This is a genomic window from Rhizobium sp. BK251, assembly GCF_004345245.1.
Taxonomy (GTDB): Bacteria; Pseudomonadota; Alphaproteobacteria; order Rhizobiales; family Rhizobiaceae; genus Rhizobium.
The window spans coordinates 189,923-213,404 of the sequence record NZ_SLUQ01000008.1; the positions used below are offsets into that span (position 1 = coordinate 189,923).

The 23,482-nt window shown below is 61.4% G+C and carries 24 protein-coding genes; 12 read left to right on the plus strand and 12 right to left on the minus strand.

Annotated features, from left to right (window positions below):
- The first annotated feature begins 15 nt into the window (after nt 1-15).
- Entirely contained in the window at nt 16-1,203 is a 1,188-nt protein-coding gene (locus tag EV286_RS21450) for a Gfo/Idh/MocA family oxidoreductase (RefSeq protein WP_132959196.1), read from the plus strand.
- Between the two features lie 59 nt (nt 1,204-1,262).
- On the opposite strand, the gene EV286_RS21455 is transcribed toward EV286_RS21450, so the two are convergent.
- From EV286_RS21455 to EV286_RS21465, 3 genes are all read right to left on the minus strand, one after another.
- Nucleotides 1,263-2,963, minus strand: a complete 1,701-nt coding sequence (locus tag EV286_RS21455) for an SDR family oxidoreductase (RefSeq protein ID WP_281041105.1) — start codon at nt 2,961-2,963, stop codon at nt 1,263-1,265.
- The gene (locus EV286_RS21460) at nt 2,918-3,376 is read right to left on the minus strand and encodes a DCC1-like thiol-disulfide oxidoreductase family protein (protein ID WP_132959198.1); all 459 of its coding nucleotides are present in this window, start codon (nt 3,374-3,376) and stop codon (nt 2,918-2,920) included. Before EV286_RS21460 ends, EV286_RS21455 begins: the two co-directional genes overlap by 46 nt.
- 219 nt (nt 3,377-3,595) lie before the next feature.
- Complete coding sequence (locus EV286_RS21465; RefSeq protein WP_132959199.1) at nt 3,596-4,627, minus strand: aldo/keto reductase; 1,032 nt, start codon at nt 4,625-4,627, stop codon at nt 3,596-3,598.
- Between the two features lie 107 nt (nt 4,628-4,734).
- Between EV286_RS21465 and EV286_RS21470 the strand changes: the two genes are divergently transcribed.
- The 4 genes from EV286_RS21470 (at nt 4,735) to EV286_RS21485 (ending at nt 9,855) form a co-directional block, all read left to right on the plus strand.
- Nucleotides 4,735-5,367: a TetR/AcrR family transcriptional regulator gene (locus tag EV286_RS21470; RefSeq protein WP_132959200.1), complete on the plus strand. Its 633-nt coding sequence runs from the start codon at nt 4,735-4,737 to the stop codon at nt 5,365-5,367.
- A gap of 479 nt (nt 5,368-5,846) precedes the next feature.
- A complete protein-coding gene (locus EV286_RS21475; protein ID WP_132959201.1) occupies nt 5,847-7,529 on the plus strand; it encodes an arylsulfatase in 1,683 nt (560 codons plus the stop codon).
- Between the two features lie 301 nt (nt 7,530-7,830).
- A complete protein-coding gene (locus EV286_RS21480) occupies nt 7,831-9,204 on the plus strand; it encodes a GH1 family beta-glucosidase (protein ID WP_132959202.1) in 1,374 nt (457 codons plus the stop codon).
- 99 nt (nt 9,205-9,303) lie between these two features.
- Nucleotides 9,304-9,855 carry an NADPH-dependent FMN reductase gene (locus EV286_RS21485; protein ID WP_132959203.1) on the plus strand — a complete coding sequence of 184 codons (552 nt, stop codon included), beginning with the start codon at nt 9,304-9,306 and terminating at the stop codon, nt 9,853-9,855.
- Nucleotides 9,856-9,873: 18 nt separating this feature from the next.
- Here EV286_RS21485 and EV286_RS21490 read toward each other — a convergent pair whose 3' ends face one another.
- The 3 genes from EV286_RS21490 to EV286_RS21500 all read right to left on the minus strand — a co-directional run bounded on the left by EV286_RS21490 (nt 9,874) and on the right by EV286_RS21500 (nt 12,292).
- Complete coding sequence (locus EV286_RS21490) at nt 9,874-10,818, minus strand: rhodanese-related sulfurtransferase (protein ID WP_132959204.1); 945 nt, start codon at nt 10,816-10,818, stop codon at nt 9,874-9,876.
- A gap of 96 nt (nt 10,819-10,914) precedes the next feature.
- The gene (locus EV286_RS21495; protein ID WP_132959205.1) at nt 10,915-11,823 is read right to left on the minus strand and encodes a CHAD domain-containing protein; all 909 of its coding nucleotides are present in this window, start codon (nt 11,821-11,823) and stop codon (nt 10,915-10,917) included.
- Nucleotides 11,801-12,292, minus strand: a complete 492-nt coding sequence (locus tag EV286_RS21500; RefSeq protein WP_132959206.1) for a CYTH domain-containing protein — start codon at nt 12,290-12,292, stop codon at nt 11,801-11,803. The genes EV286_RS21495 and EV286_RS21500 overlap by 23 nt, the downstream gene beginning before the upstream one ends.
- A gap of 160 nt (nt 12,293-12,452) precedes the next feature.
- Between EV286_RS21500 and EV286_RS21505 the strand changes: the two genes are divergently transcribed.
- The 4 genes from EV286_RS21505 to EV286_RS21520 all read left to right on the plus strand — a co-directional run bounded on the left by EV286_RS21505 (nt 12,453) and on the right by EV286_RS21520 (nt 14,902).
- Nucleotides 12,453-13,091: a 2-dehydro-3-deoxy-phosphogluconate aldolase gene (locus EV286_RS21505; RefSeq protein ID WP_132959207.1), complete on the plus strand. Its 639-nt coding sequence runs from the start codon at nt 12,453-12,455 to the stop codon at nt 13,089-13,091.
- A 126-nt stretch (nt 13,092-13,217) separates the two neighbouring features.
- Nucleotides 13,218-13,919, plus strand: coding sequence for a tellurite resistance TerB family protein (locus EV286_RS21510; RefSeq protein ID WP_132959208.1), 702 nt, complete (start codon nt 13,218-13,220; stop codon nt 13,917-13,919).
- A 69-nt stretch (nt 13,920-13,988) separates the two neighbouring features.
- Nucleotides 13,989-14,684, plus strand: coding sequence for a GNAT family protein (locus EV286_RS21515; protein ID WP_132959209.1), 696 nt, complete (start codon nt 13,989-13,991; stop codon nt 14,682-14,684).
- Entirely contained in the window at nt 14,681-14,902 is a 222-nt protein-coding gene (locus EV286_RS21520; protein ID WP_132959210.1) for a hypothetical protein, read from the plus strand. Before EV286_RS21515 ends, EV286_RS21520 begins: the two co-directional genes overlap by 4 nt.
- Nucleotides 14,903-14,911: 9 nt before the next feature.
- On the opposite strand, the gene EV286_RS21525 is transcribed toward EV286_RS21520, so the two are convergent.
- The 3 genes from EV286_RS21525 to EV286_RS21535 all read right to left on the minus strand — a co-directional run bounded on the left by EV286_RS21525 (nt 14,912) and on the right by EV286_RS21535 (nt 17,611).
- The gene (locus tag EV286_RS21525) at nt 14,912-15,994 is read right to left on the minus strand and encodes a nickel/cobalt transporter (protein WP_132959211.1); all 1,083 of its coding nucleotides are present in this window, start codon (nt 15,992-15,994) and stop codon (nt 14,912-14,914) included.
- A complete protein-coding gene (locus tag EV286_RS21530) occupies nt 15,988-16,629 on the minus strand; it encodes a DUF1007 family protein (RefSeq protein ID WP_132959212.1) in 642 nt (213 codons plus the stop codon). The genes EV286_RS21525 and EV286_RS21530 overlap by 7 nt, the downstream gene beginning before the upstream one ends.
- Nucleotides 16,630-16,717: 88 nt before the next feature.
- Nucleotides 16,718-17,611, minus strand: a complete 894-nt coding sequence (locus tag EV286_RS21535) for a LysR family transcriptional regulator (protein ID WP_132959213.1) — start codon at nt 17,609-17,611, stop codon at nt 16,718-16,720.
- 532 nt (nt 17,612-18,143) lie between these two features.
- Between EV286_RS21535 and odc2 the strand changes: the two genes are divergently transcribed.
- The 3 genes from odc2 to EV286_RS21550 all read left to right on the plus strand — a co-directional run bounded on the left by odc2 (nt 18,144) and on the right by EV286_RS21550 (nt 20,692).
- Nucleotides 18,144-19,277, plus strand: coding sequence for an ornithine/lysine decarboxylase (gene odc2 / locus EV286_RS21540; protein WP_132959214.1), 1,134 nt, complete (start codon nt 18,144-18,146; stop codon nt 19,275-19,277).
- A 94-nt stretch (nt 19,278-19,371) separates the two neighbouring features.
- A complete protein-coding gene (locus tag EV286_RS21545; protein ID WP_132959215.1) occupies nt 19,372-19,962 on the plus strand; it encodes an N-acetyltransferase in 591 nt (196 codons plus the stop codon).
- A gap of 244 nt (nt 19,963-20,206) precedes the next feature.
- Entirely contained in the window at nt 20,207-20,692 is a 486-nt protein-coding gene (locus EV286_RS21550; RefSeq protein WP_132959216.1) for a MarR family transcriptional regulator, read from the plus strand.
- 154 nt (nt 20,693-20,846) lie between these two features.
- Here the strand turns inward: EV286_RS21550 and EV286_RS21555 are convergent, their stop codons facing one another.
- From EV286_RS21555 to EV286_RS21565, 3 genes are all read right to left on the minus strand, one after another.
- The gene (locus EV286_RS21555) at nt 20,847-21,899 is read right to left on the minus strand and encodes a DUF3095 family protein (RefSeq protein ID WP_132959217.1); all 1,053 of its coding nucleotides are present in this window, start codon (nt 21,897-21,899) and stop codon (nt 20,847-20,849) included.
- 132 nt (nt 21,900-22,031) lie between these two features.
- Entirely contained in the window at nt 22,032-22,427 is a 396-nt protein-coding gene (locus tag EV286_RS21560; RefSeq protein WP_132959218.1) for an Ohr family peroxiredoxin, read from the minus strand.
- A gap of 312 nt (nt 22,428-22,739) precedes the next feature.
- Complete coding sequence (locus EV286_RS21565) at nt 22,740-23,414, minus strand: type 1 glutamine amidotransferase domain-containing protein (protein ID WP_132959219.1); 675 nt, start codon at nt 23,412-23,414, stop codon at nt 22,740-22,742.
- Between the last annotated feature and the right edge of the window lie 68 nt (nt 23,415-23,482).

Here is a 23,482-nt window from a genome sequence, read left to right on the forward strand (position 1 = left end):
CTCAGGAGGAGACCTATGGCAATCGAAGGATCATCTGAACAAACACGCGAGCCGCGCATCCGGCTCGGCATGGTCGGCGGCGGCGCCGGCGCCTTCATCGGCGCGGTGCATCGCATCGCGGCGCGCATCGACGACCAATATGAGCTGATCGCCGGCGCGCTTTCGGCCTCTCCGGAAAAGGCGGTCGCCTCCGGGCGCGACCTCGGTCTCGATCCGGCGCGCACCTATTCGAGCTACAAGGAAATGGCGATCCGCGAGGCGAAGCTAAAGAACGGCATCGAGGCGGTCTCGATCGTCACGCCAAACCACGTCCACTATGATGCGGCCAAGGAATTCCTGCGCCGTGGCATCCATGTCATCTGCGACAAACCGCTGACCTCCAACCTTGCCGATGCGAAGAAGCTGAAGAAGGTTGCCGACGAGAGCGGCGCGCTGTTCATCCTGACACATAACTACACCGGCTATCCGATGGTGCGGCAGGCGCGCGAGATGATCGCCAATGGCGAGCTCGGCGATATCCGCATCGTGCAGGCCGAATATCCGCAGGACTGGCTCACGGAAGCGATCGAGCAGTCGGGCCAGAAGCAGGCCGCCTGGCGCACCGACCCGGCGCAATCGGGCGTCGGCGGTTCGACGGGCGATATCGGCACGCACGCCTACAATCTCGCCTCGTTCATCACCGGGCTCGAACTCGACAGCCTCGCGGCCGATCTCGACAGCTTCGTCGAAGGCCGCCGCCTTGACGACAACGCCCACGTGATGCTGCGCTTCAAGGCGAAGGGCAAGGAGAAGCCGGCTAAGGGCATGCTCTGGTGCAGCCAGGTGGCGCCCGGCCACGAGAACGGGCTCAAGGTCCGCGTCTACGGTACCAAGGGCGGCATCGAATGGGTGCAGGCCGATCCGAACTATCTTTGGTACACGCCGTTCGGCGACCAGAAGCGGCTGATCACCCGCAACGGTGCCGGTTCCGGTGCCGCCGCCGCCCGCGTCTCGCGCGTGCCGTCCGGCCATCCGGAAGGCTATCTCGAAGCCTTCGCGACGATCTATACGGAAGCAGCGCACGCCATCAACGCTGCCAAGAAGGGCAAGGCCGTCGACAAGGCCGTCGTCTATCCGACCGTCGACGACGGCGTGAAGGGGGTAGCCTTCGTCGAAGCCTGCGTCGCCTCCTCGAAGAAGAACGGCGCCTGGGTCAAGGTCTGACCCAGCGCCGGTTGCGCGGGGACATCCGTTCCCGCGCGCCACGGCTTCGCGGAGGCTGTCTAGACGGGCTCCATGGTTCCCTTATAGGCGACAATTAGCCCGATGCCGGGCATGGCAATCTCGACATCAAAGCGAAACCGCCCCTCGTGCCCTGTTTCAAAGCTCCGGCCGGTTGGCATCAATGCTCGGGGAAGCGGAATGCCGAGCAGAGACCAGCTGCGGGGAACGAACAGAAGCCGATCCCCCTCGATGACAAGCGCGAGGGCGACAGTGATCATTCCGAAACGTTCGAGTATCAAGAGATCGTTTCTGCCTGTGCCGCATTTCTGAACGGATGAGAAGGACTTTTCCCCGAAGGTTCTGGTCCATGCCTCGGCACGCTGCTCTGGCGATAAAGCCACACTTACTGGAACATCGGCCGCAGTGTCGGGAAAGCCCATGATGCGGCAAACGGCCCGTGCAATCCTGGATTTTCCCTGCATGACTTCGGCCTGTCCGCGCCATGTGCGCGATCGTATGGCGTCGTGCAACGCCTTTACCGGAGACGGGAGCGTTTCAAAGCCTGCTCCCAAAACCTGCCTGTAAATGGGGTCGCTCGCTGTTTGGGCGCCTCGGAAGCCTGCATAGATCGAACGGCCCGCAAATAGCTGGTCGTAGTCCGCGAGGTCCAACGCCCGGATGGCAGGTCGAGCTCCCGCCTGTGGGCGAATACCGTCCAGGAGTCTGCGTATAATCGCCTCGATGGCCATTGATGGAATGTAGGGACCGTCATCCCCCTCCGCCAAAAGATGCCAGCTCTGTTCGGTTTGCTTGCCGTCTCTCAATCCCCTGGCGTGCACAAACATGCCACCGCGATGTTCCCCGAACTTCATCAGGTTAAGCACGGTGTAAAACAGACGAGACAGTGGCGTCAGGGAAGGCAGTGCCGTCGCCGCTCGTGCTCTGGCCAGCAGATTGAGAATGCGATGCAGGAACTCGGGCACCGGTCCGGCTCCCATCCAGATATCCCGCATTGTTTCGTGCTCGGGTGGAACAACCTGGAGGTCCGGAACGTCGACGAGCGAGAAACGAATATTCCTCAGCGGCAATCTTCCGGGAACGGCAATCGTATAACGCATGCTCTCGGCGAGACCATGCGCAACGGTCTGAACACCATTTCGGTAGAGCTTCACGGGTGCGCCAGCATAGCCGACGACTGCCCGCATGACATTGAGCCCTATGCCGGCAAACGGCGATGGCGCTATTCCGCCTCTCACCGATACAATGTCCATTGTCTTGGCCATTTCGCGCAGCACCGCACCGGTCAGTACGGGGAAGCTGCTGACACCGGAGAGCACAAAGGCTCCCGCCTCCTCGGCATCTGCATTGAATTTCGATACGCCAAACACGAAATCGGCGGCATCGGCGAAATCCACATAATCTGTTCCCGATGCAATGCAGGCCGTGATGACGCCATATGGCGTGTCACCATAGTTCTGAAATGGGCCGGATGCGTCAACGACAAGGTCCGGGCATTCGACCTCCAACGCCTGCGCGATCTCGGCGCGGTCAAGGCGCAGTGGCCGAACGGTGGCCTTGCCGCGAAACGAATCGCAGAATTCGATTGCGCGTGACAGGTTGCGACCGCAGATGACGAGCTCGATCTCGGCAATATCAGAAAGAAGTTCGGCCAACCGCCCGCCAAAGACGCCATATCCCCCGAGGATGAGAACCTTCAAAGCAATAGTCTCTTTCTGACCTCGGGATCGGGAAGTTGGCACAGGTCGGAGGTTCCAAAGAACCTGATGCGGTTGACAGCAACGAAGCGATACAGGCCATCCTGGAAGGCTGCCGGAAGAACACGAAGCAGGGAGAGGATCTTCCAGATCCCGCCAAGGCGTTTCCCGACCCGAATGACTGCATCCAGCGATGAATATGCCTGCCCGTCTTCCACGTATAGCCACGAGGCAGGGTCGCTTGGATCAAGCCCGTAGTGCCTCATCAACGCGCCACCCAGGTCGGATTGCAGGGGAACGATCTTGAACTCCTCGGCTTTGTCATTCCGGGCAATCCAGGCGGCACCCCGCGCGCAAAGGGAACAGCGGGCATCCATCACCGTAAAAACGCCGGCTGCAGAGAACGGCGGGACAGATTTGTCCTTCCTGTAAGAAAACGGTTCGCGGTTTTTAAGCATGCGCGTGTACTTCGAGCTCTTGAATGCCTGTTGCGACAACTTATGCGCGCTTTTTTATTCGATCAACATGAAGATTGTCCGATAGCCGCCCGCAGCCAAATACGATCTTATCCTGCTTCGAGCATGCCGTTTTCCAGGGACGGCTGGAAGGCTGCCCGTGCGCCTGTTGCTGCAGCAGCAACAGGCGCACGTTGTTGTGCTTGCGCTCGGCCGGCCCTGTCAGGCGGCCGCGCGCTCGGTGAGCGAGCGGCGGCGCAGCTCGGCGTTCTGGAGCGCCGGAGGCTGGTAGTTGGCTTCGATCGGCCCGGTTTCCGTGCCCGGCGGCACGATCGCGTCGATCTGGTCGAGGATGTCGTCGGTGAGGCGCACTTCGGCGCCTGCAAGAAGATCGTCAAGATGCTCCATCCTGCGCGGTCCGATGATGGCCGAGGTGACGCCGGGATGCGCCATCACGAAGGCAAGCGCCATATGCGTGAGCGTCATGTCGGCCGATTCAGCCAGCGAGATCAGTTGCTCCACCGCTTCCAGGCTGCGCGCGTGCGACATCTGTTTCGGGAAGAACCTGACCCGGCTGCTTTCCGGCTGCGGCTGGTCACGGCGGTAGCGGCCAGTGAGCATGCCCATGGCGAGCGGGCTCCACACCATCGCTCCCATCCCATAGCGTTCGCAGGTGGGCAGGACCTCACGCTCGATGACGCGGTTCAGGATCGAATAGGGCGGCTGCTCGGTGCGGAAACGGGCGAGGCCGCGCCGCTCCGCGACCCACTGCGCTTCGATGATATCGGAGACTGGAAAGGTCGAGGAGCCGATCGCGCGGATCTTGCCGGCGCGCATCAGATCGGTGAGCGCCGAGAGGGTTTCCTCGATATCGGTGTCCGGTGCCGGACGATGCATCTGGAAGAGATCGATATAGTCGGTCTGCAGGCGGCGAAGCGAATCCTCCACCGCGCGAAACAGCCAGCGACGGGAGGCACCTCGCTGGTTCGGGGCGTCGCCCATCGGATTATAGGCCTTGGTGGCCAGCACGACGTTGTCGCGGCGGCCCTTGAGCGCCTTGCCGACGATCTCCTCGGACTCGCCGTAACTGTAGATATCGGCGGTATCGATGAAGTTGATGCCGGCGTCGAGCGCTTTGTGGATGATGCGGATGGAGTCTTCGTGGTCGGGATTGCCGAAGGCGCCGAACATCATCGCGCCAAGGCAATAGGGGCTGACCTCCATGCCGGTCCGGCCGAGGGGGCGGTATTGCATGCTCATCTCCTTCGTTAAAATCTGGCAAAATCCGCGCGGCTGGGTTATAAAGCCAAAGCGGAACACGTTTCCATTTATACGGAACATTGTTCCGTTTCGCAAGAGGCATGTTCGTGAACGACGGAGTGAAAGGGTTGAGCGACGAGCAGGACTATCACGGCGGCCTGGAACGGCCGGTCCGTGCGGACGCGCGCCGCAACATGGATGCGCTGCTTCGCGCGGCCATGGCGGTGTTCGCGACATCAGGCGTGGATGCGCCGGTGCGCGAGGTTGCTGAGAAGGCCGGCGTTGGCGTCGGCACGGTCTACCGACACTTCCCGCAGCGGTCGGACCTCATCAAGGCCGTCGTGCGCAATGAGGTGGACGCGTGCGCCGAGGCGGCTGCGGCCCTTGCGGCGGAGCATCCGCCGGGCGAGGCGCTCGCACTATGGATGCAGCGCTACGTCGACTTCATCATGGCCAAACGCGGCCTGGCTGCCGCCCTGCATTCGGGCAACCCGGCCTATGAGGCGCTGCCGGACTATTTCGAGAACCGCATGACGCCGGCGCTGAGAAGCCTGCTGGACGCCGCGCGGGCAGACGGCGCGGTGGGCGCCGACGTCGAAGCCGGCGAACTCCTGCGCGCCGGGATGCAGCTTTCCACGTTGGCACACGGCGAAGACCCCACGCAGACGCGTCGGATGATGGCACTGCTCGTGGATGGCCTGCGCTACAGGGCAGGGACACCGCCTCACGCCTGATTTCCTTTCCGGTGATACCCCAGACCGGCAATCGCCCGCGGCAGATGACTGCCCGTGGCCAAGGTGAGACCTTCAGCGAGGTCTCGGCAGCAAGAGCCGGCTTTGCTCGCTCCAGCGTGGTTCCTGCAGCCGGCGTCACAACGCTCCGCTTCATCGGGCGAGGGTTTCAATCTGGTGGCGTAGTGCAAGATGTGCGATAGTCGCGTCTCGGACCGCTGGGACACTGAGACGGTTCGCGACAGCAGGCATCTCAATGCCAGCCATCGGCGCTTGATGGCTGCTACGCATCTCGCCGCGCTATGGGCGAGCAATTCGAGCGGCATTTACAAACTCAGCACACGCAAACGTCCCGCGGCACCTGCCGCATAGCTTCACGATACCAGGCCGTCCCGATCGGGAGGATGGGAGTTCCCTCTGCCTTGGGAGGTAATTCCGGTTGGGCCGTGCCGTGCACAAACATAGAGGGAGGAATGCAACCCATGAGTACCATTCGAAACCTATGCTTTGGTCTGCTGGCTTCCGCATGCGCAACGACGCTGGCTGCACCGGCAGTCGCGCAGCAGCAGGCGAAGCCCAACATCCTTGTCATCATGGGTGATGACATCGGTTGGTTCAACATCGGCGCCTATCATCGCGGGATCATGTCCGGCAAGACGCCCAACCTCGACAAGCTGGCGGCCGATGGCTTGATGTTCACCGACTATTACGCGGAGGCGAGCTGCACTGCCGGGCGAGCTAGCTTCATCACCGGTGAGATCCCGCTGCGCACCGGCCTGACGACGGTCGGCCAGGCGGGCGCAGACGTCGGCATGCCGGCCCAGGCCGCAACGCTTGCCGCCGCCCTGAAGACCCAAGGGTATGCCACTGGTCAATTCGGCAAGAACCATCTCGGCGACTTGAACAAGTTTCTGCCGACCGTGCATGGCTTCGATGAATTCTTTGGCTACCTCTATCACCTCGATGCGATGTCGGATCCCTATTGGTATTCGTTCCCGAATGACCAGTCCTACCGTGACAAGGTCGGACCGCGAAATCTGGTCCATAGCTTTGCCACCGATACGGACGACGCGACCGAGCAGCCGCGCTGGGGCAAGATCGGCAAGCAGCGGATCATGGACGAAGGGCCGCTGGCTCCATACCCCGACATGTCCAACGTGCCGAACATGCATGACATAACGCCCAAGGCGAAGTACGACATGACCACCTTCGACGAAGTGCTGGTCAAGGCGTCGTGCGACTTCATGGACAAGGCCAAGACCGACGGAAAGCCGTTCTTTGTCTGGCACAATACGACGCGCATGCACGTCTGGACGTTCCTGTCGCCCAAGTATCAAGCGCTCATGAACAGCGAGTCCAACTACGGCCTCGAGGAAGCCGGGATGGCGCAGCTCGATGACAACGTCGGAGCGATCCTGAAATGCGTGGAGGATGCGGGCGAAGCCGACAACACCATCGTCGTTTTCACAACCGACAATGGCGCTGAGGTATTCACCTGGCCCGACGGTGGCATGACGCCGTTCAAGGGCACCAAGGGAACGGTCATGGAAGGCGGCTTCCGTGCGCCGGCCATCATTCGCTGGCCCGGCAAGGTCAAGGCGGGGACGGTTGAGAACGGTATCTTCTCCGCCCTCGATTGGTTCCCCACGCTGGTGGCAGCGGCGGGAAATCCCGACATTACCGACCAGTTGCTCAAGGGCGTGAAGCTGGGTGACGCGACCTACAAGAATCACCTCGATGGCTACAACCAGCTGGACCTGTTGACGGGCAAATCACCGTCCGCGCGTCATGAGTTCTTCTATTTCGGCGGCCCCGCACTCGGTGCTGTCCGCATCGACAACTTCAAGTTCCAGTTCTTCCAGCAGCCTAAGGGCTGGCCCGGCGAAAAGGTAACGACGGACATGCCGACCATGGTCAATATCCGTCAGGATCCATTCGAACGGACACCATCGATTGGCGAGCAAAGCCTCAATGATCAAGGTGGAGGTTACATGAACGACTTCTTCGCACGCGAATTCTGGCGGTTCGTCAGCGTTCAGCAGGAAGTTGCCAAGCTTGCGCTTACGGCGGTCGACTACCCGCCGATGCAAGACCCGGCCTCCTTCAATCTGGAAGCTGTGAAGCGCCAGATTGACGCGGCCATCAAGAACAAGCCAGGCAACTAAGTCTGGAACATCAAGGACAGGCGGACGCCCCATGCGGCTTCCGCCTGTTTGCTCGACCCTTGATGTCTGAACGACCGCAATGGGTGCAGACACCAAGGGGCCGGGCGGCCGTGGGCGGCAAGGCTCTGCCGTCCGCCGTGCAGGGCGGGCGATTTCACGGCTCCGAAGGCAGATATCCACACCCCAACTACAACGTTACAGTTTTGACAAATCCAACCTGTACAACGGTCTTCCATTTTGTTTAAACCATCGCCTGCCTGCCGGTTTGGATCGGGCGGATAAATCAAAAACGGGATTCCAGATGATTGACGCGAAGACACTTGCAGCCCGCTTCCCGGGCGATTTCACCTTTGGCGTTGCGACCGCGGCCTTTCAGATCGAAGGTGCAACCAAGGCCGACGGCAGGAAGCCTTCCATCTGGGATGCCTTCTCCAACATGCCGGGACGCGTCTATAACCGCGACAATGGCGATATCGCCTGCGACCACTACAACCGGCTGGAACAGGATCTCGATCTCATCAAGGCGATGGGCGTCGAAGCCTACCGCTTCTCGATCGCGTGGCCGCGCATCATTCCTGATGGCACGGGCCCGGTGAACGAGGCTGGTCTCGATTTCTACGACCGGCTCGTCGACGGCTGCAAGGCGCGTGGCATCAAGACCTTCGCAACACTCTATCACTGGGACCTGCCGCTGGCGCTGATGGGTGACGGCGGGTGGACCTCCCGCTCGACCGCCTATGCCTTCCAGCGCTACACCAAGACGGTCATGGCCCGCCTCGGCGACCGGCTCGATTCCGTTGCTACCTTCAACGAGCCGTGGTGCATCGTCTGGCTCAGTCACCTCTATGGCATCCATGCACCCGGCGAGCGCAACATTCAGGCAGCGCTCTACGCCATGCACTACATGAACCTCGCCCATGGGCTTGGTGTGGAAGCGATCCGTGCCGAGGCGCCGAACGTGCCGGTCGGCCTCGTGCTCAACGCCTCCTCGATCATCCCGGGTTCGAACAGCCCGGCCGATCTCGCCGCTGCCGAGCGAGCCCACCAGTTCCACAACGGTGCCTTCTTTGATCCAGTCTTCAAGGGTGAATACCCGCAGGAATTCGTCGAGGCGCTCGGCGACCGCATGCCCAAGATCAAGGACGGCGAGCTCAAGACCATCAACCAGAAGCTCGACTGGTGGGGTCTCAACTACTACAAGCCGGACCGCGTCCACGACGATGCAACGAAGAAGGGCGACTTCCCCTGGACGGTGGAAGCCGCACCCGCAAGCGACGTGAAGACCGATATCGGCTGGGAGGTTTATTCGCCGGGCCTTCGCCATGTGGTCGAGGAACTCTACAAGCGCTACGAGCTGCCCGAGTGCTACATCACCGAGAACGGCGCCTGCTACAACACGGACGTCGTCAACGGCGAGGTCGATGACCAGCCGCGCCTCGACTACTACAGCGATCACTTGTCCGTCGTCGCCGATCTCATCAAGGACGGCTACCCGATGCGCGGCTACTTCGCCTGGAGCCTGATGGACAATTTCGAATGGGCGGAAGGCTACCGCATGCGTTTCGGTCTCGTCCATGTCGACTACGAGACGCAGGTGCGTACGGTCAAGAAGAGCGGCAAGTGGTACCGCGATCTGGCGAGCCAGTTCCCGAAGGGAAATCACAAGGCGGGATAAGTACCCGCCGTCTTCCTTCAGCAGAGCCGGGGGGACTCGCGTTTTCGTCAGAGTCGGAAAGCGATAGTGCGACTCGATGACTAGGGGTAGACAAGGCCCATGTCCGATCGCTCCCTTTCCCTCTATGCGCTCTGCGGCAGCCAGCGGCGTGCTTCCACGAGCCGTAGGCTGCTTCAGGCGCTGCGCGATCATGCGCCCGATGGCATCACGATCGAGGCCTGCGACCTCATCGGGCATCTGCCTATCTTCAATCCGGACGACGAGGGCGAGCGCACGCCCGCTATCGTCGTCGCGCTGGCGCAGAAGATAGGGGCTGCCGATGGGTTGATTGTCTCCTGCCCGGAATATGCCCATGGCATTCCCGGCGGGTTCAAGAATGCGCTTGACTGGCTGGTCTCGCGGGACGAGGTGCCGTTCAAGCCCCTGATGTTCGCGCACGCGTCGCATCGGGGCGATCTTGTGCTGGAACTCCTGAACGATGTGCTGAACACGATGTCGCTACATATTGTCGAGGAGGCATTCCTTCGGCTGCCGCTGGCGGGCAAGACGGACGAGGCACAAGCAGCATTGGTGGACGAGGCGGTGCAAGGTGGGGTGCTGAGGAACAGCCTCGAACGGTTCCGCTGCGCAATCGAGGAACGCGCCGGTTAGCCGCGGAATGCGAAAGCCTTAGCTGCCGATATGCCGCTCGCCGCGTTTCTTTGCCAGCGCCACCTGCTTCTGACGTTCGCGGAAGCGATTGCGATCTTCCTCGGAGCGTTCGCTGTAGCAATTGCTGCAGGAGACGCCTTCCTCGAAGAAGGGGGAAGCGACCTCTTCGGCCGTGATCGGATTGCGGCAGGCGTGGCAGAGTTTATGATTGCCCTCCCTCAGGCCGTGCTCCACCGAGACGCGCTCGTCGAAGACGAAGCATGCGCCCTGCCAGAGGCTTTCTTCCGCGGGGACCTCTTCCAGATATTTCAGGATGCCGCCCTTGAGGTGATAGACCTCGTCAAAGCCCTGTTCCTTCATGAAGGCCGTCGCCTTTTCGCAGCGGATGCCGCCGGTACAGTACATGGCGATCTTCGGCTTGTTATGAAGCCCGGAGTTGCCGCGCACCCATTCCGGAAATTCGCGGAACGTCTTCGTCTTCGGGTCGACCGCACCCTTGAAGATGCCGATCGCCGTTTCGTAGTCGTTGCGCGTGTCGATGACGATCGTGTCGGGGTCGGAGATCAGCGCGTTCCAGTCACGCGGGGCGACATAGGTGCCGACGATCTTGTTAGGGTCGATGTCCTCGACGCCCATGGTGACGATCTCCTTCTTCAGCTTCACCTTCATGCGCACGAAAGGCATTTTTGAAGCGCGGCTTTCCTTGTGCTCCAGCGCGGAGAATTCCGGCTGGGCGCGCAGGAAGGCAAGCACCGCCCCGATGCCGGCGTCCGGGCCGGCGATCGTGCCGTTGATGCCCTCATGGGCAAGCAGCAGCGTGCCCTTCACGCCGTTTTCGTCGCAAAGCTGCTGGAGCGGCTCCTGAAAATCCCGGAAACGGGGGAAGGAGACGAAATGATAGAGCGCGGCCACGAGGAACGCGCCCGGTGTCGCCTGCGTCTGGCTGAAGAGAGTGTCTGTCATGGGCGCCCGAAATACAGCGTCTTTCGCGCATGTGCAATTGCCCATTGGCCGCAGGTGCGGCAGTTGCCCTCGGTTAGCGACCGGCAACTGCTGCTCCTACTTGGCCCCAACGGTCCAAAGCACGCCGACGATCCGGGCTTCCTGTTCGGCGTCGCCGGCGAAGACTCTCTCTGCCCGTTCCAGCGCCTCTTCCCGCAGGCTCTGCTGGCAGGAGTTGATGATGGCGAGGACATGGGCAAGGTTTTCGCTCGTGTCGACGAGAGCCCTGTCCTCGTTCAGGAGCGCTGAGAGCACGGCCAGATCGTTCTGGTACCCGAGGAGGTCGACGAGCCTTTTCGTTTCCGCCTGCTTGGCGCGCATGGCGGAGGGCCAGACGTCCCGCAGCAACTGGCTGTACATCCAGTGATCCTGGCTGCGCTTGCGCAACTCGTGGAAATGCTCGACATGGGCTTCGCCTTGGCAAAGCGAGACGGCCGCCTCGGCGCCTGCGCGCATCCTCAGCCATCCCTTGCGGAGCGTCGACGCCGCCTTGCGGGGCCGGTCCGCGAGCGACAGTCCGGATATGGCGTCGAGCGCCTCGTGGCAGACGGCGATTGCGGCGGCAACCTTGTCTTCCAGGTCGGTTTCGTCCGCGGCGAGGCGGTCCCTGCGCTTGGTCAATGCCGACTTGAGGACCTTCAGGACCTTGCGTTGCTCCGCGGACGAAACCACCGTGGCAAAATGCTGGGTCGTCTCGATGAGGGCGGTCGCATCACGGACGACCGAAAGGGTCCGTGCCATTTCCCGCACGCGCGCATTTTCCTGCTTGCGGAAGTGGCGCGCATCATCTGCGATGAGCCGATAGAGCGCGCGGAGGCGCTTGAACTTCTTGCGGGCGTCGTGGATCGCTTCATGAAGGCCATCCGGCCGCTCCGAAAGATCTATGATTGCGCCCTGCAACTGCTCGGTAGCCGCGCTACGGACCTCATCCGTGAAGGATTTCTCAGGCCGTATGCGATAAGCCATGTATGGCGTCTCTCGTGTATGCCCTCATGGCGAGATTCTGGTTGGAATACCGATCGTCGCCCGTCACTTCGGCACCCAGCCAATCGGGAAGCTCGGGGTCGTCGGTCTCGTCGTTCATCTCGACTTCGGCAATCGTCAGTCCGCGATAATATCCATCGAAGACGTCAACCTCCCAGGTGAAGTCTCCAAACGGTACCTCGTATCGCGTCTTTTCGACCACGCAGCCGACAGCGCTGTCCATGAGTTCCCGGGCATCGGCGATGGGGATCTCGTATTCGAACTCGTCCCTTGTCGTGCCCTTGCCGATCTTGATGGTAAGGGTCGCCCTCGTGTCGTTCACGAGGCGGACGCGCACGGACCTGTCATCGAGCGACGCGATGTAAGCCTGCCGCAGCGAGAACCTGCCGGTTTCGCTGCCGCGCCATCTTTCGCTGCGGACGAGAAATTTCCGTTCGATTTCTTTTGCCATGATCGCTGGAAACGTCTTTCTGTGGCGTCGGCGGGCAGCCTAGCGCAACTTTGTGGCATTTGATACCCGTCAAAGGATAGGCCAGGGTTTTGGCTCGACAAGGCCTGGCAACGGCGCTATTCGAGTGGCACTTTCAATCGTTTTAAGGGAGCGGTCCGCTATGAGCGAAAAAACCGAGAAGCTTCTCTCCATCCTCAAACTTCAGCCGGTCGTCCCGGTGCTGATCGTGGAAGATGCAAAGTCGGCCGTCTCCCTCGCTCGGGCACTTGTCGCCGGCGGCCTGAAGGCGATCGAGATCACCATGCGCACGCCCGCCGCGCTCGATGCGGTCAAGGCCGTCGCGGGGGAGGTCGAGGGCGCCAATGTCGGTGCTGGAACGATCCTCAACGCCAGGGATTTCGACGCCGCCGTCAAGGCTGGCTCGACCTTCATCGTCAGCCCCGGCGTTACGCCCGGTGTTCTGTCTGCCGCCAAGGATTCCCCGGTACCGCTGCTGCCGGGTGCGGCCACCGCCAGCGAGGTCATGACGCTGCGCGAAGCCGGCTATGGGGTCCTCAAGTTCTTCCCGGCCGAACAGGCCGGCGGTGCTGCCTATCTCAAGGCACTGTCGTCGCCGCTTGCCGGAACGCTCTTCTGCCCGACGGGTGGAATTTCACTCAAGAATGCCAAGGACTACCTGTCGCTGCCCAACGTCGTCTGCGTCGGCGGCTCCTGGGTCGCGCCGAAGGAACTGGTTGCCGCCGGCGACTGGGCTGGCATCACCAAGCTTTCCGCCGAGGCCGCCGCGCTCAAGGCCTGATAGGGTCCACGTCGAATAATCTTGCGCGCGCCGCGGGGCAAAATGCCCGCGGCGCGCGTTTCATGAGTTTGCATTTGCCGTTCCGGCTTCCTATGTCCGTTGCAGTCATAACGATGGAGGAACGGAATGATCGATGCCCGCAAACTCTTGGATCAGTTTCTCGGCTCGCAGGTGCCCGGAATGCAGGGTAGCGTCCGCGACAAGGCCGGCGACATCACCAGGCTTGCCAAGGACAATCCGCTCCTGACCGGGGGCATCGCAGCGGCGTTGCTCGGTACCAAGACCGGGCGCAAGCTTGCGGGCAATGCCGTGACGATCGGCGGCCTCGCCGCCGTCGCAGGCCTTGGTTATCTCGCATACAAGAACTACCAGTCCGGCCAGGCGCCGCAGACGGCGACGCCAAGCGAGCCGCAGTTGCTTCCGCCGCCGGCCGAATCCGGCTTCGCTACGCAGCCGAGCGTGCTCAGCAACGAGTTTGCGCTGACGCTGGTGCGCGCGATGATCGCCGCTGCCCGTGCCGATGGCCATATCGACGATGCCGAACGCGACCGCATCCTCGGCAAGCTCAAGGAAGCGGGCCTCGGCGCAGAGGTCGAGAGCTTTCTGTTCAAGGAGCTTTCCAGCCCCGTCGATCTCGATTCGATCCTTTCTGCCGCGACAACCGAAGAGCAGCGCGTGGAGGTCTATACGGCTTCGAGACTGGCAATCGAGCCGGATTCACGCGCCGAGAGGGGCTATCTCGATCAGCTCGCCGGACGCCTCGGCCTTCCCGATGCGCTGGTCGACCACATCGAGGCGACTGTTTCCTCGGCAAAGGTTGGGCTGTGAACCTGCAACCATGTGGCCAGTTGCCTTTCGCCGGCGGCTGGCCTATCCACTCCTAAAAAGGGAGTGTGCATGCGCGATCTCGAAAATTACAATGTCCCTGCTCCCGGCCCGGTCACACTCGAGGGCCGTTTCGTAACGATTGAGCCCTATGAGAGGGACCGGCATCTCCACACGCTCTGGGAGGCGCTTGGCGGTGCCGATGGTGTCGATGCGCTCCTGAGGTTCTTCCCGAATGACGATTTTGCCAGCATCGACGAGTTCGGCGCCTGGCTCGACAAGGCGCGTGTGCAGTCGAACTTCGTGACGCTCGTCTTCCGCCACAACGGCACGAGTGACGTGGTCGGCATGGCGACTTACATGCGGCCGGATCCGAAGAATGGGGTCGTCGAGGTAGGCTCGGTCGCCCATGGGCCGGACATGAAGCGCTCGCCGCTTGCGACCGAGGCGCACTACTTGATGGCCAGGCACGTCTTCGACGATCTTGGGTATCGCCGTTACGAATGGAAGTGTCACAACCAGAATGAGGCGAGCAAGGTGACGGCCAGCCGCTATGGCTTCACCTTCGAAGGCGTCTTCCGCCAGCATATGATCTCCAGGGGCGCCAATCGTGATACGGCCTGGTTCTCGATGATCGACGGCGAATGGCCGCTGCTGAAAGCGGCCTTCGAGGGTTGGCTTTCGCCCCTGAACTTCGACGAGAACGGCAGGCAGCGCCGGCGGCTGGAAGACATCCGTGCCGAACTGAAGGGGGAAGGGCGCACATGAGCGACGGCGATCCGAGATCGGAGACGCGTTCGCAGGCCATCGCGGCGGCGATCATCCTCGCCTGCGCGGGATTGGTCATCTATTTCCTGCCGACGATCGTGCTGTGGTTCGGCGGCTTCTCGCCCTGGCTCGGTTCGGCGGTCGGCGTTTGCCTCGTGTTCGCCTTCTTCATGGTCTTTTGGCTAAGGGCGCGCTACCAGCGCAGCAAGGGTCGCTGACGCTTCTCCTCAGGCCTGCAGCGCGGCGCCGAGCAACAGCACACCGGTAAAGATGACGAGCAGCGCGCCGAGAATTTCGATGGCGTTGCCGATCCAGGTGGAAAGGCGGGAGCCGTGCCCGGCGTAGCGGAGAGCCGCGCCCTTGGCCATGACGGTCAGGATTGCCAGCAGCGAGACGGTCATCGCGGTGCCGAGCGACATCGCAAGGACCGACAGGACGCCGCCGAGATAGAGCCCGTTCAGCAGCGAGAAGGTCATCACCAGCAGTGCGCCGGAGCATGGGCGAAGGCCAACTGCAACGACGGCCGACCAGGCCTCGCGCGCGCTGAACTTCTCGCCGTCAAGCGCCTCGGGATCCGGCATGTGGGACTGGCCGCAGGTCTCGCAGATCATGTCCGGACCGATCCGATGCCCGCGACCGGCACGATTGGACGTGGCGCTCCCGAAGAGGAAGGAACCTCCCTGTTCGCGATGGACGTTGTCGGTCCAGTCCAGTGCCATGCTGACCGGGCCTGCCGGCGTGGCGAGCATCCGCTGCGCCGGGATGCGGCTCAGCATGGAGCGGAGCTTCCGGAACAGCAGCCAGAGCCCGAAGAATATCACCATGACGAAACTGGCGAGTTCCAGAGCACTGGTCGCTTTCGTCAGGGTGATGCTGGTGCCGCGCAGCACCAGCCACGCGCAGCCGACGAGGAGGACGGCGACAAGGCCCTGCACGAAGGCGGAAATGAACGAGATGACAATGCCGCGTCTCAGCTGCGTTTCGTTGGCGACCATGTAGGAGGAGATGACTGCCTTGCCATGACCGGGGCCGGCGGCATGGAAGATGCCATAGGCGAAGGAAAGCGCGATCAGCGAAGTCAGCTTCCAGGGATCCTCGCGCATCGCCTTCAACGCCGTCGTTAGGGAGCGGTAGAATGCCTGCTGCTCGTAGTTGACCCAAGCAAAAAGCGGCGCCAGCGGGCCGCCGACAGTGAAGCTCGGCTCGGCCGTGCCGATGCCGAGTGGCGATTGCGCATGCGCAATGCCGAAGGTCGCGAGGCCGATAAGGGCCGCGGCCGGCAGGAGCGCAATGCGGCAGGACTTCAGCATGTGACCTCGAGCCTTGTCGCGAAGAGTTTCGACATGTTCGTGCCCGTCGGGTCATTGAAGAAGGCGTCGGTCAGCGAGTTCTTGTTTTCCGCAATCACCTGGTCGGCGTCGGGCCGCACCACCTGGTGCTTGCAGCCCTTGAAGCCATCGCCGACGAGGATCAGTTCCTTGTCCGTCGGAAAGTCGATCGAGGTGTAGAGCGTCGGATCATAAACGCCGAAGTCCAGTTTTCCCTTGAGCGGTATCTTCTCCGCCGGCTTGACGGCAAAGAACATCAGGAGCTGGCCATCCTTGTAGTCGACGTTGATGACGTCAGGCTTCTGAACCGTGACGTTCTTTCCGTTGATCGAAAGGTTCATGTAGTAGTCATAGTCGACCAGTGAATCGCGAACGGTCGTGCCCACCTCTTCCAGTTCGGCAGGCTCGAGCTTCAGGTCGGTGTTCTTGTCGAAATCCATCACCACTGACGAGGAAAACACCTCGTCGAATCGCCAGACGTTTCGCAGCTCCTGAATGCTGCCGTCATCAGCGGCCACGATCTCCAGCCGCGCCTCGACGAAAATATGTGGATGCGCCATGGCTGTCGCCGGCGCGAGCATGACAAGCCCGGCAACCCCGAAGATGGATTTTTTCATATGCCCGGTTACCGCGGTTGATGGTTGGTTTGATTCCTGTCCAGAGAATTGGACGGAATTGGGACGCCTGGAAAGGCGGCAAATTGAATCAGGCGTGCCGGCGAAACCAGTTGTGAAGGTAGTCCACGAATATGCGCACCTTGGCAGGGAGGTAGCGACGGTGGGGATAGACCGCATAGATCCCGCGATCGGTAGGAAGGTAGTCGTTGAAGAGCGTGACGAGCGTGCCCTCCTCGATCGCCTTTCTCGCGATGAAATCCGGCACCGCGGCGACGCCGAGACCCGAAAGCGCTGCACGCAGCGTGGCATGAGGGCTGTTGACTTCGATCGGGCCGCTCACCGCCACGCTAAAGGGGCTGCTGTCGGGATTGTAGAAGCGTAAGGTCGTCGGTGAACGGGCGTTCGTATCGACGATAAAGGGCACGCGCGCGAGATCGGAGGGGTGTTCCAGCGGCTGGTGGCTCTCGACGAATTCGGCCGTGGCACAGATATGGGTGCGGAAATCCGCGATCTTGCGGGCGATCATGCCTGAGTCCTCCAGCTTCGTGACGCGCACGGCGACGTCGAAGCCTTCCTCGATCAGGTCCACGAAGCGGTCATCGGCAGCGATTTCCAGCGAAAGGTCGGGATTCTCCCTGGCAAAATCGATGAGCGACTGGCCCACATCGGCATCGACGAAGGTGCGCGGCACGGAAATGCGCAGTCTTCCCTTGAGCTGCGCATTGTTCTCGCGCACGAGGTCGGCGAGATTGTCGATCTCCTTCAGAATGTCGGAGGCCGTGCGATAGTAGGTGTGGCCGGCCTCGGTCATCGAGAATTGCCGGGTCGTGCGGTTGAGGAGCAGCGCGCCGAGCTCGTCCTCCAGCTCGCGGACGTATTTGGACAGCAACGCTTTCGAGCGCCCGGTCTTCCTCGCCGCGGCCGAAAAACCCTCCGCTTCAACCACGTCGATAAAAGCACGAATGCGGGTCAGGGTATCCATGCGAGTGCCAATCCTCCGCCGTTGAGAAACGTTGAACAAATTACCCCATTTTGTTCAATTATTTTCTGATGCCGGAGGATAAAAAAGTTCTTGATTATGACGGCGAATATTCCTATTTCCCGTTCAGCCCAAAGTCGCACGTGCCCATGGGTGTCCGCCGAACCCTCGAATTGGTGAGGAAATCGGTAAGGTACCTGGAATTAACCCCTCCAGTCGCTATTCCGGCCAACCGGAAAATGCGAGGACGCCTGAAGCAACGACGGTGCGGGCCTTTTTGTTCTCTCCCTGCTTTCCATCAGCGGGGGTTACTGAAGAGGCACACCTTCATTGCCGGAAGTGCGGTTGGGATCTTCCCTCCAATCCATGGCAGACAAAGCCGAACCCATACCGTGTTTGCGGTGTTGGTTCATCATTTGCGCATCGAGCGCTGCTAGGGATCCGGGGTCTCCACCGGCTGGTTCCTGAGCGGTTCTCGCATGCCCTTTGTCCTCCGGTTTTTGCCGGAGCTCTGGAATTGGAAGAGGGAATTGACATGACCACCCAGCGCATCCGCGACTTTCTCGCAACCCGACGTCCCGACGGTCCCTGCCTCGTGGTTGACCTCGACGTCGTGCGCGACAATTTCCATGCTTTCCGTCATGCGATGCCGGACAGCGCCATCTACTATGCTGTCAAGGCAAACCCGGCTCCGGAAGTCCTGAAGCTGCTCGCCGACATGGGCTCCAACTTCGACTGCGCGTCCGTCGCCGAAATCGAAATGGCGCTCAATGCCGGCGCGACCGCTGCCCGTATTTCCTACGGCAACACGATCAAGAAGGAACGCGACGTCGCTCGTGCGCATGCGCTCGGCGTCAGCCTCTTTGCGGTCGACAGCCACGAGGAAGTCGAGAAGATCTCGCGCGCCGCTCCCGGCGCTCGGGTCTTCTGCCGCGTGCTCACCGATGGTGAAGGTGCCGAATGGCCGCTCAGCCGCAAGTTCGGCTGCGTGCCGCAGATGGCCGTCGACGTTCTCGTCTACGCCCACCAGCTCGGCCTGCAGTCCTACGGCGTATCGTTCCATGTCGGCTCGCAGATGACGAAGGTCGATGCCTGGGATTCGGCGCTCGCCGATGCCAAGCGCGTCTTCGTATCGCTGGCAAAGCAGGGCATCCACCTGCAGATGGTTAACATGGGCGGTGGTTTTCCGACCAAGTACCTGCGCGATGTCCCGTCGGCCGAAGCCTACGGCAAGTCGATCTACCAGGCGCTGCGGAGCCATTTCGGCAACCAGCTTCCGCAGACGATCATCGAGCCGGGCCGCGGCATGGTCGGCAATGCGGGCGTGATCAAGGCTGAAGTCGTCCTGATCTCGAAGAAGTCGGACAATGACGATGCGCGCTGGGTCTTCCTCGACATCGGCAAGTTCGGCGGTCTTGCCGAGACCATGGACGAGGCGATCCGCTATCCGATCCGCACTGAGCGCGACGGCGACGAGATGGAGCCCTGCGTGATTGCCGGCCCGACCTGCGATTCGGCCGACGTGCTCTACGAGAAGAACCTCTACCCGCTGCCGGTGACGCTCACCATCGGCGACGAGGTCTTCATCGAAGGCACCGGCGCCTATACGACGACCTATTCGGCGGTCGCTTTCAACGGGTTCGATCCGCTGAAGGCCTACGTCATCTAAGGTCAGATTTCGCCAGCCCCGTAGTCAGCCGGGGCGGCACCTTCACAATTTCCTCTGGTACCGTCTGAAACGGTTTTGAGTGCGGGAGGCCAAGATGGCCGCTGTCCTTAATTCTGTGCGCGCATTCTTTGCGCCCTCAAGCTTCGTCATCGATGCAGAAAACCCGGGCGATGTCGTCGCTCGCGAAAACCTGCTGGACCGCGCCATGGGCGTGGAGCGGCGCAAGAAATCGTCCGAGAAGCTGCGCCGCGGCCGTATCCCGGCGGACGGGCTCGCGCTCGTTGCCCGCGACCGAGACGGCCACGTGATCGGCACCGTTCGGCTCTGGAACGTCGAGGCCGGCGTCGGCATGGACGGCAATGCGATCAATGCGCTCCTTCTCGGTCCGCTGGCCGTCGATCCGGAGCACGGGGGCAAGGGCGTGGGTTCGGCCCTGATGCGCGCGGCGATCATGGAAGCAAAGCAGCGTGGCCACGGGGCGATCCTCCTCGTCGGCGATGCACCTTATTACGAGCGTTTCGGCTTCTTCGCTGCAAAGGCTCAACACCTCGTCATGCCTGGCCCCTTCGAACGCTCGCGCTTTCTGGCGCTTGAGCTGGAGGAAGGTTGGCTTGACGGCGTGGCCGGCATTCTCGTCCCCACGGGACGGATGCTTGCCACCGCGCCGGTCCGGAAGGCGGCCTGACCGGCTGAGCCCCTCCCTTTCAGCAGGGAGGGGCTTTTTTGCTTTGGCGGCATGCCAATCGGGTCGGAGATGGCCGACCCGCACGTTTCAAACTTTGCCACGACTACCTGATGAATGTGCAGTCGCAACCGTTTTAATCGGATGCGAGTAAAAATTTGCCTGGAGGCGTCCCAAGCCCCTTACAATTCAATCGGATGCGATCTATATTGATTCAATCAATAGAGAGCCCGGTTAGGATACGCCCATGCCCACGTCCCAGACAGTTACGAGCGCGGATGACTCACAGGCCGACGGCCGGAAGCTTTCGAATTTCCTGTGCTTCGCGATCTACTCGGCGAACCTGGCCTTTGGCCGTGCCTACAAGCCAATCCTGGATGAGCTTGGCCTGACATATACGCAGTACATCGCCATGGTGGCGCTCGCCGAGCAGGATGACCAGACCGTGGGCGCGCTCGGCGAAAAGTTGTTCCTCGAATCCAACACGCTGACGCCGATCCTCAAGAAGCTCGAGTCGACAGGCTACGTGAGGCGTCGCCGCGATCCCGCCGATGAACGGCAGGTGCGCGTCAGCCTGACGCCAGTCGGGCGCCGTCTTCTTGAAACGGATCCTGCCGTGTCGCTGGTCGATGCGACCGGGCTCGGCGACGAGTTCCCGGTCGTGCAGAAGTCAGTGGTAAGGCTTCGGGACAATCTGCTGCGAGCCACCCAGGCTGAGCGGGAGAAGGAATGATGCCAGCGGCGTCGCCGGCGAGCCCAATTCAGGCCGTGCCGGCGACGCGCGGAATTTACAGTCTGGCCGATGCGAAAATAGCGCCGTGCGAAATACGCACGGCGCTATAATATTTTGAATTTGCTGCAGAACTCCGCCTAGGATGGATATTGGCTCAGGAGCCGGCGGAGCAACGTGGCGATGTAGTCGGAAGCTCACCGGCCTCCATCATCTCCGCGGCCCTGGCATATCCGCCGCCCATCCCATCCAGAAAATGTAGATGCGCATCCGGGTTGCCCGAGGGCACGAAGCAGGTCATCAGCGCATGCGACTGGCGATGCAGGCCGAAATTGATTTCGCCACGCGCCTTTGCTGCCGTCAGTATAGCCTCGGCAGCTTCGATCTGTCCGGGCGTGCAGTCCAGGGTGAGACGCAGACCATCATCGTACTTGCGGAAATCTGAACTGGAGGCAATCGTCGCCCAAGTTTCAGGATCCATGTGTCTGTTCTCATCGTTGGGGATGGCGATGTCCCTCGGTACCGGATGAGACTGGCGCTGGCCTGCGTCGAAGATGGCCAGCACGCCCCTCGCGATCGCGGCAAACTGCTCGGGGCTGGTATGCTCCTGGGGCTCAACCAACAGGGACAGAATCTCGCCCTGCTGGCTGGGAAATGGCTTCCAGTCACAGGTAAGTCCGGTCAGGTCCGGCTTCGTCGGATACTTGCCCGGCTTCACCAGATACCGACCGCTCTTGATCTGCTGTTCCGCCCATTTGAGCCCGCCGCCGGCAAACATCGCATAGGTCGCGTTCTCCGAGGCCGCGTATTGCGCAACTTTCACATCGCGGCCGTTGGCACGGATTTCGCCGACGGACAGCAATCCAGTTCGAAGAACGAGGCCGAGGCTGGTTTCGGCAAATGCCGCGACCTGCCGCAGCGCCGAGGTCGCGGTCATGATTCCATCCGGCGGCAGCGCAAACGCAGCGCCATCGCCGCGAAATACAAAGGGGAAATCGAACGCTCCCCAAGCATTGCCGAGAGCGGCAATGATCGACGCGCCCGCATAGTTGACGTCTTCATAGCGCCCGGATTTGATTGCCGCCGTCGAGCCGACAACATCCGTTATCCCGATCAGCCAGTCGTCGGGCAGCGGTTCGTAGATCGCCGGGTCAAGCACGAGGGCGAACTCGCTGTACGCGTGGGGTGGCTGTTGGACGGCGTTCATCATCGGGGGTTCTCCAGAGCGCTGTTGACCGGCAAGTTCGCATTTGTGCCGTGTCGGTGATGGGCGGGTCTTCAATATGGCTTGCCCGAAAGCGGCAGGCCTGCCCTGAGGCGGGCAGACCCGGCCAGTCCAATTTCAGAGGAGGTTTGTTGCGACGTCGATGTTGCCGTGCGTCGCCTTGGAATAGGGGCAGATGCCGTGTGCCGCCTCGAGCAATTCGCGCGCGACCTCGGGATCGACGCCTGGCACGCTGACATTGAGGCGCGCCCGCAGGAAGTAAGAACCTTCATCCACATTCAAATCGATCTCGGCATCGACCTCGGCACCTGCCGGAAGCTTCACGTTTCTCTGGGAGGCAGCGAGTTCGATCGCTCCGATGTAGCAGGCCGACCAGGCGGCGCCAAAGAGCTGTTCGGCGGCCGGATGCGGCTGCGCCAGCTTGATGTCCAGCTTGCCGTCGCTGCTGCGTGCGGAGCCGTTGCGGCCACCAACATTGTGAGTCTTGCCTGTGAGGAGAAGCTTCTCGGTCATAGCGAAATCCTTTTTTCTCGCTTTTAATCGGTTCCGAATTAATCGGATGCGAGCTAAATATGCCTTATGAAAAGGAATGTCAATAGTATTCCGATTTAATCGGATGCGATTTATATCGATGGGCAGATTTCGCGACTTTAGGAGGGTCGGGCACTCTCGCTGATGGGCTTGCATGGACGGTGCCCAACACCGTCGCACAAACTCATGCGGTCTGCATGGTGCAGGGAGGTGCGGCGCCCTCCGTTACCGCTTCCTGCCGGGAGCGGTAACGGAGGGTCGATATTGTATTCGCCGGGCCAAGCAGTCCGGGCGTTATCTCATGAGCGTAAGCAGGTGCCGCGCAGCTTCCGAAGAGGAAGCCGGATTCTGACCCGTTACGAGACGGCCGTCGGTGATCGCCAGCACCTGCCAGTCGTCGACCTTCTCGAAGAGGCCGCCGAGCCTTTTGAGCTCATCCTCGACCAGGAAGGGGACGACCTTCGTCAGTTGAACGGCCTCTTCCTCGGAATTCGTGAAACCGGAAACCCTCTTGCCCTTGACGATGGGCTCACCGTTGATCTTGACCCGATGGAGCACACCTGGCGCGTGGCAGACGGTACCGACGGGCTTTCCGGCGTTGTAGAAATCCTCGATAAGCTTGATCGAGATCGGGTCTTCCGCGAGATCCCACATGGGCCCGTGCCCGCCCGGATAGAAAACTGTATCGAAGTCCGACGCGGAGACGGTGTTCAACTTCACGGTATTGGCAAGGACCCTCTGCGTGGCAGGATCCGATTTGAACCGCTCCGTCAGCGGGGTCTGTCCCTCGGGCGTATCGCTCTTCGGATCGATCGGGGGCTGGCCGCCCTTGGGCGAAGCGACCGTGATCTGCGCGCCGGCATCCAGGAAGGTGTAGTAGGGAGCTGCAAACTCCTCGAGCCAGAAGCCGGTCTTCCTCCCGGTGTTGCCCAGTTTGTCGTGCGACGTAAGCACCATCAGTATCTTCATTTCGAATTCCTCCTAGGGTCGCCACTTGTCATTCCAGCCTCGGGAAACTTGGTCTCCAGCGGGTGCCG

Bases quoted from the DNA above. Each gene is read 5' to 3' on its own strand.
- EV286_RS21520 (WP_132959210.1), top strand. From the start codon at position 14,681: ATGAGCGACGGCGATCCGAGATCGGAGACGCGTTCGCAGGCCATCGCG.
- EV286_RS21535 (WP_132959213.1), bottom strand. From the start codon at position 17,611: ATGGATACCCTGACCCGCATTCGTGCTTTTATCGACGTGGTTGAAGCG.
- EV286_RS21530 (WP_132959212.1), bottom strand. From the start codon at position 16,629: ATGAAAAAATCCATCTTCGGGGTTGCCGGGCTTGTCATGCTCGCGCCG.
- EV286_RS21505 (WP_132959207.1), top strand. From the start codon at position 12,453: ATGAGCGAAAAAACCGAGAAGCTTCTCTCCATCCTCAAACTTCAGCCG.
- EV286_RS21460 (WP_132959198.1), bottom strand. From the start codon at position 3,376: ATGCTTAAAAACCGCGAACCGTTTTCTTACAGGAAGGACAAATCTGTC.
- EV286_RS21525 (WP_132959211.1), bottom strand. From the start codon at position 15,994: ATGCTGAAGTCCTGCCGCATTGCGCTCCTGCCGGCCGCGGCCCTTATC.
- EV286_RS21560 (WP_132959218.1), bottom strand. From the start codon at position 22,427: ATGACCGAGAAGCTTCTCCTCACAGGCAAGACTCACAATGTTGGTGGC.
- EV286_RS21515 (WP_132959209.1), top strand. From the start codon at position 13,989: ATGCGCGATCTCGAAAATTACAATGTCCCTGCTCCCGGCCCGGTCACA.
- EV286_RS21450 (WP_132959196.1), top strand. From the start codon at position 16: ATGGCAATCGAAGGATCATCTGAACAAACACGCGAGCCGCGCATCCGG.
- EV286_RS21490 (WP_132959204.1), bottom strand. From the start codon at position 10,818: ATGACAGACACTCTCTTCAGCCAGACGCAGGCGACACCGGGCGCGTTC.
- EV286_RS21480 (WP_132959202.1), top strand. From the start codon at position 7,831: ATGATTGACGCGAAGACACTTGCAGCCCGCTTCCCGGGCGATTTCACC.
- EV286_RS21470 (WP_132959200.1), top strand. From the start codon at position 4,735: ATGTTCGTGAACGACGGAGTGAAAGGGTTGAGCGACGAGCAGGACTAT.
- EV286_RS21495 (WP_132959205.1), bottom strand. From the start codon at position 11,823: ATGGCTTATCGCATACGGCCTGAGAAATCCTTCACGGATGAGGTCCGT.
- EV286_RS21565 (WP_132959219.1), bottom strand. From the start codon at position 23,414: ATGAAGATACTGATGGTGCTTACGTCGCACGACAAACTGGGCAACACC.
- EV286_RS21545 (WP_132959215.1), top strand. From the start codon at position 19,372: ATGGCCGCTGTCCTTAATTCTGTGCGCGCATTCTTTGCGCCCTCAAGC.
- EV286_RS21485 (WP_132959203.1), top strand. From the start codon at position 9,304: ATGTCCGATCGCTCCCTTTCCCTCTATGCGCTCTGCGGCAGCCAGCGG.
- EV286_RS21555 (WP_132959217.1), bottom strand. From the start codon at position 21,899: ATGATGAACGCCGTCCAACAGCCACCCCACGCGTACAGCGAGTTCGCC.
- EV286_RS21550 (WP_132959216.1), top strand. From the start codon at position 20,207: ATGCCCACGTCCCAGACAGTTACGAGCGCGGATGACTCACAGGCCGAC.
- EV286_RS21510 (WP_132959208.1), top strand. From the start codon at position 13,218: ATGATCGATGCCCGCAAACTCTTGGATCAGTTTCTCGGCTCGCAGGTG.
- EV286_RS21475 (WP_132959201.1), top strand. From the start codon at position 5,847: ATGAGTACCATTCGAAACCTATGCTTTGGTCTGCTGGCTTCCGCATGC.
- EV286_RS21465 (WP_132959199.1), bottom strand. From the start codon at position 4,627: ATGCAATACCGCCCCCTCGGCCGGACCGGCATGGAGGTCAGCCCCTAT.
- EV286_RS21500 (WP_132959206.1), bottom strand. From the start codon at position 12,292: ATGGCAAAAGAAATCGAACGGAAATTTCTCGTCCGCAGCGAAAGATGG.
- odc2 (WP_132959214.1), top strand. From the start codon at position 18,144: ATGACCACCCAGCGCATCCGCGACTTTCTCGCAACCCGACGTCCCGAC.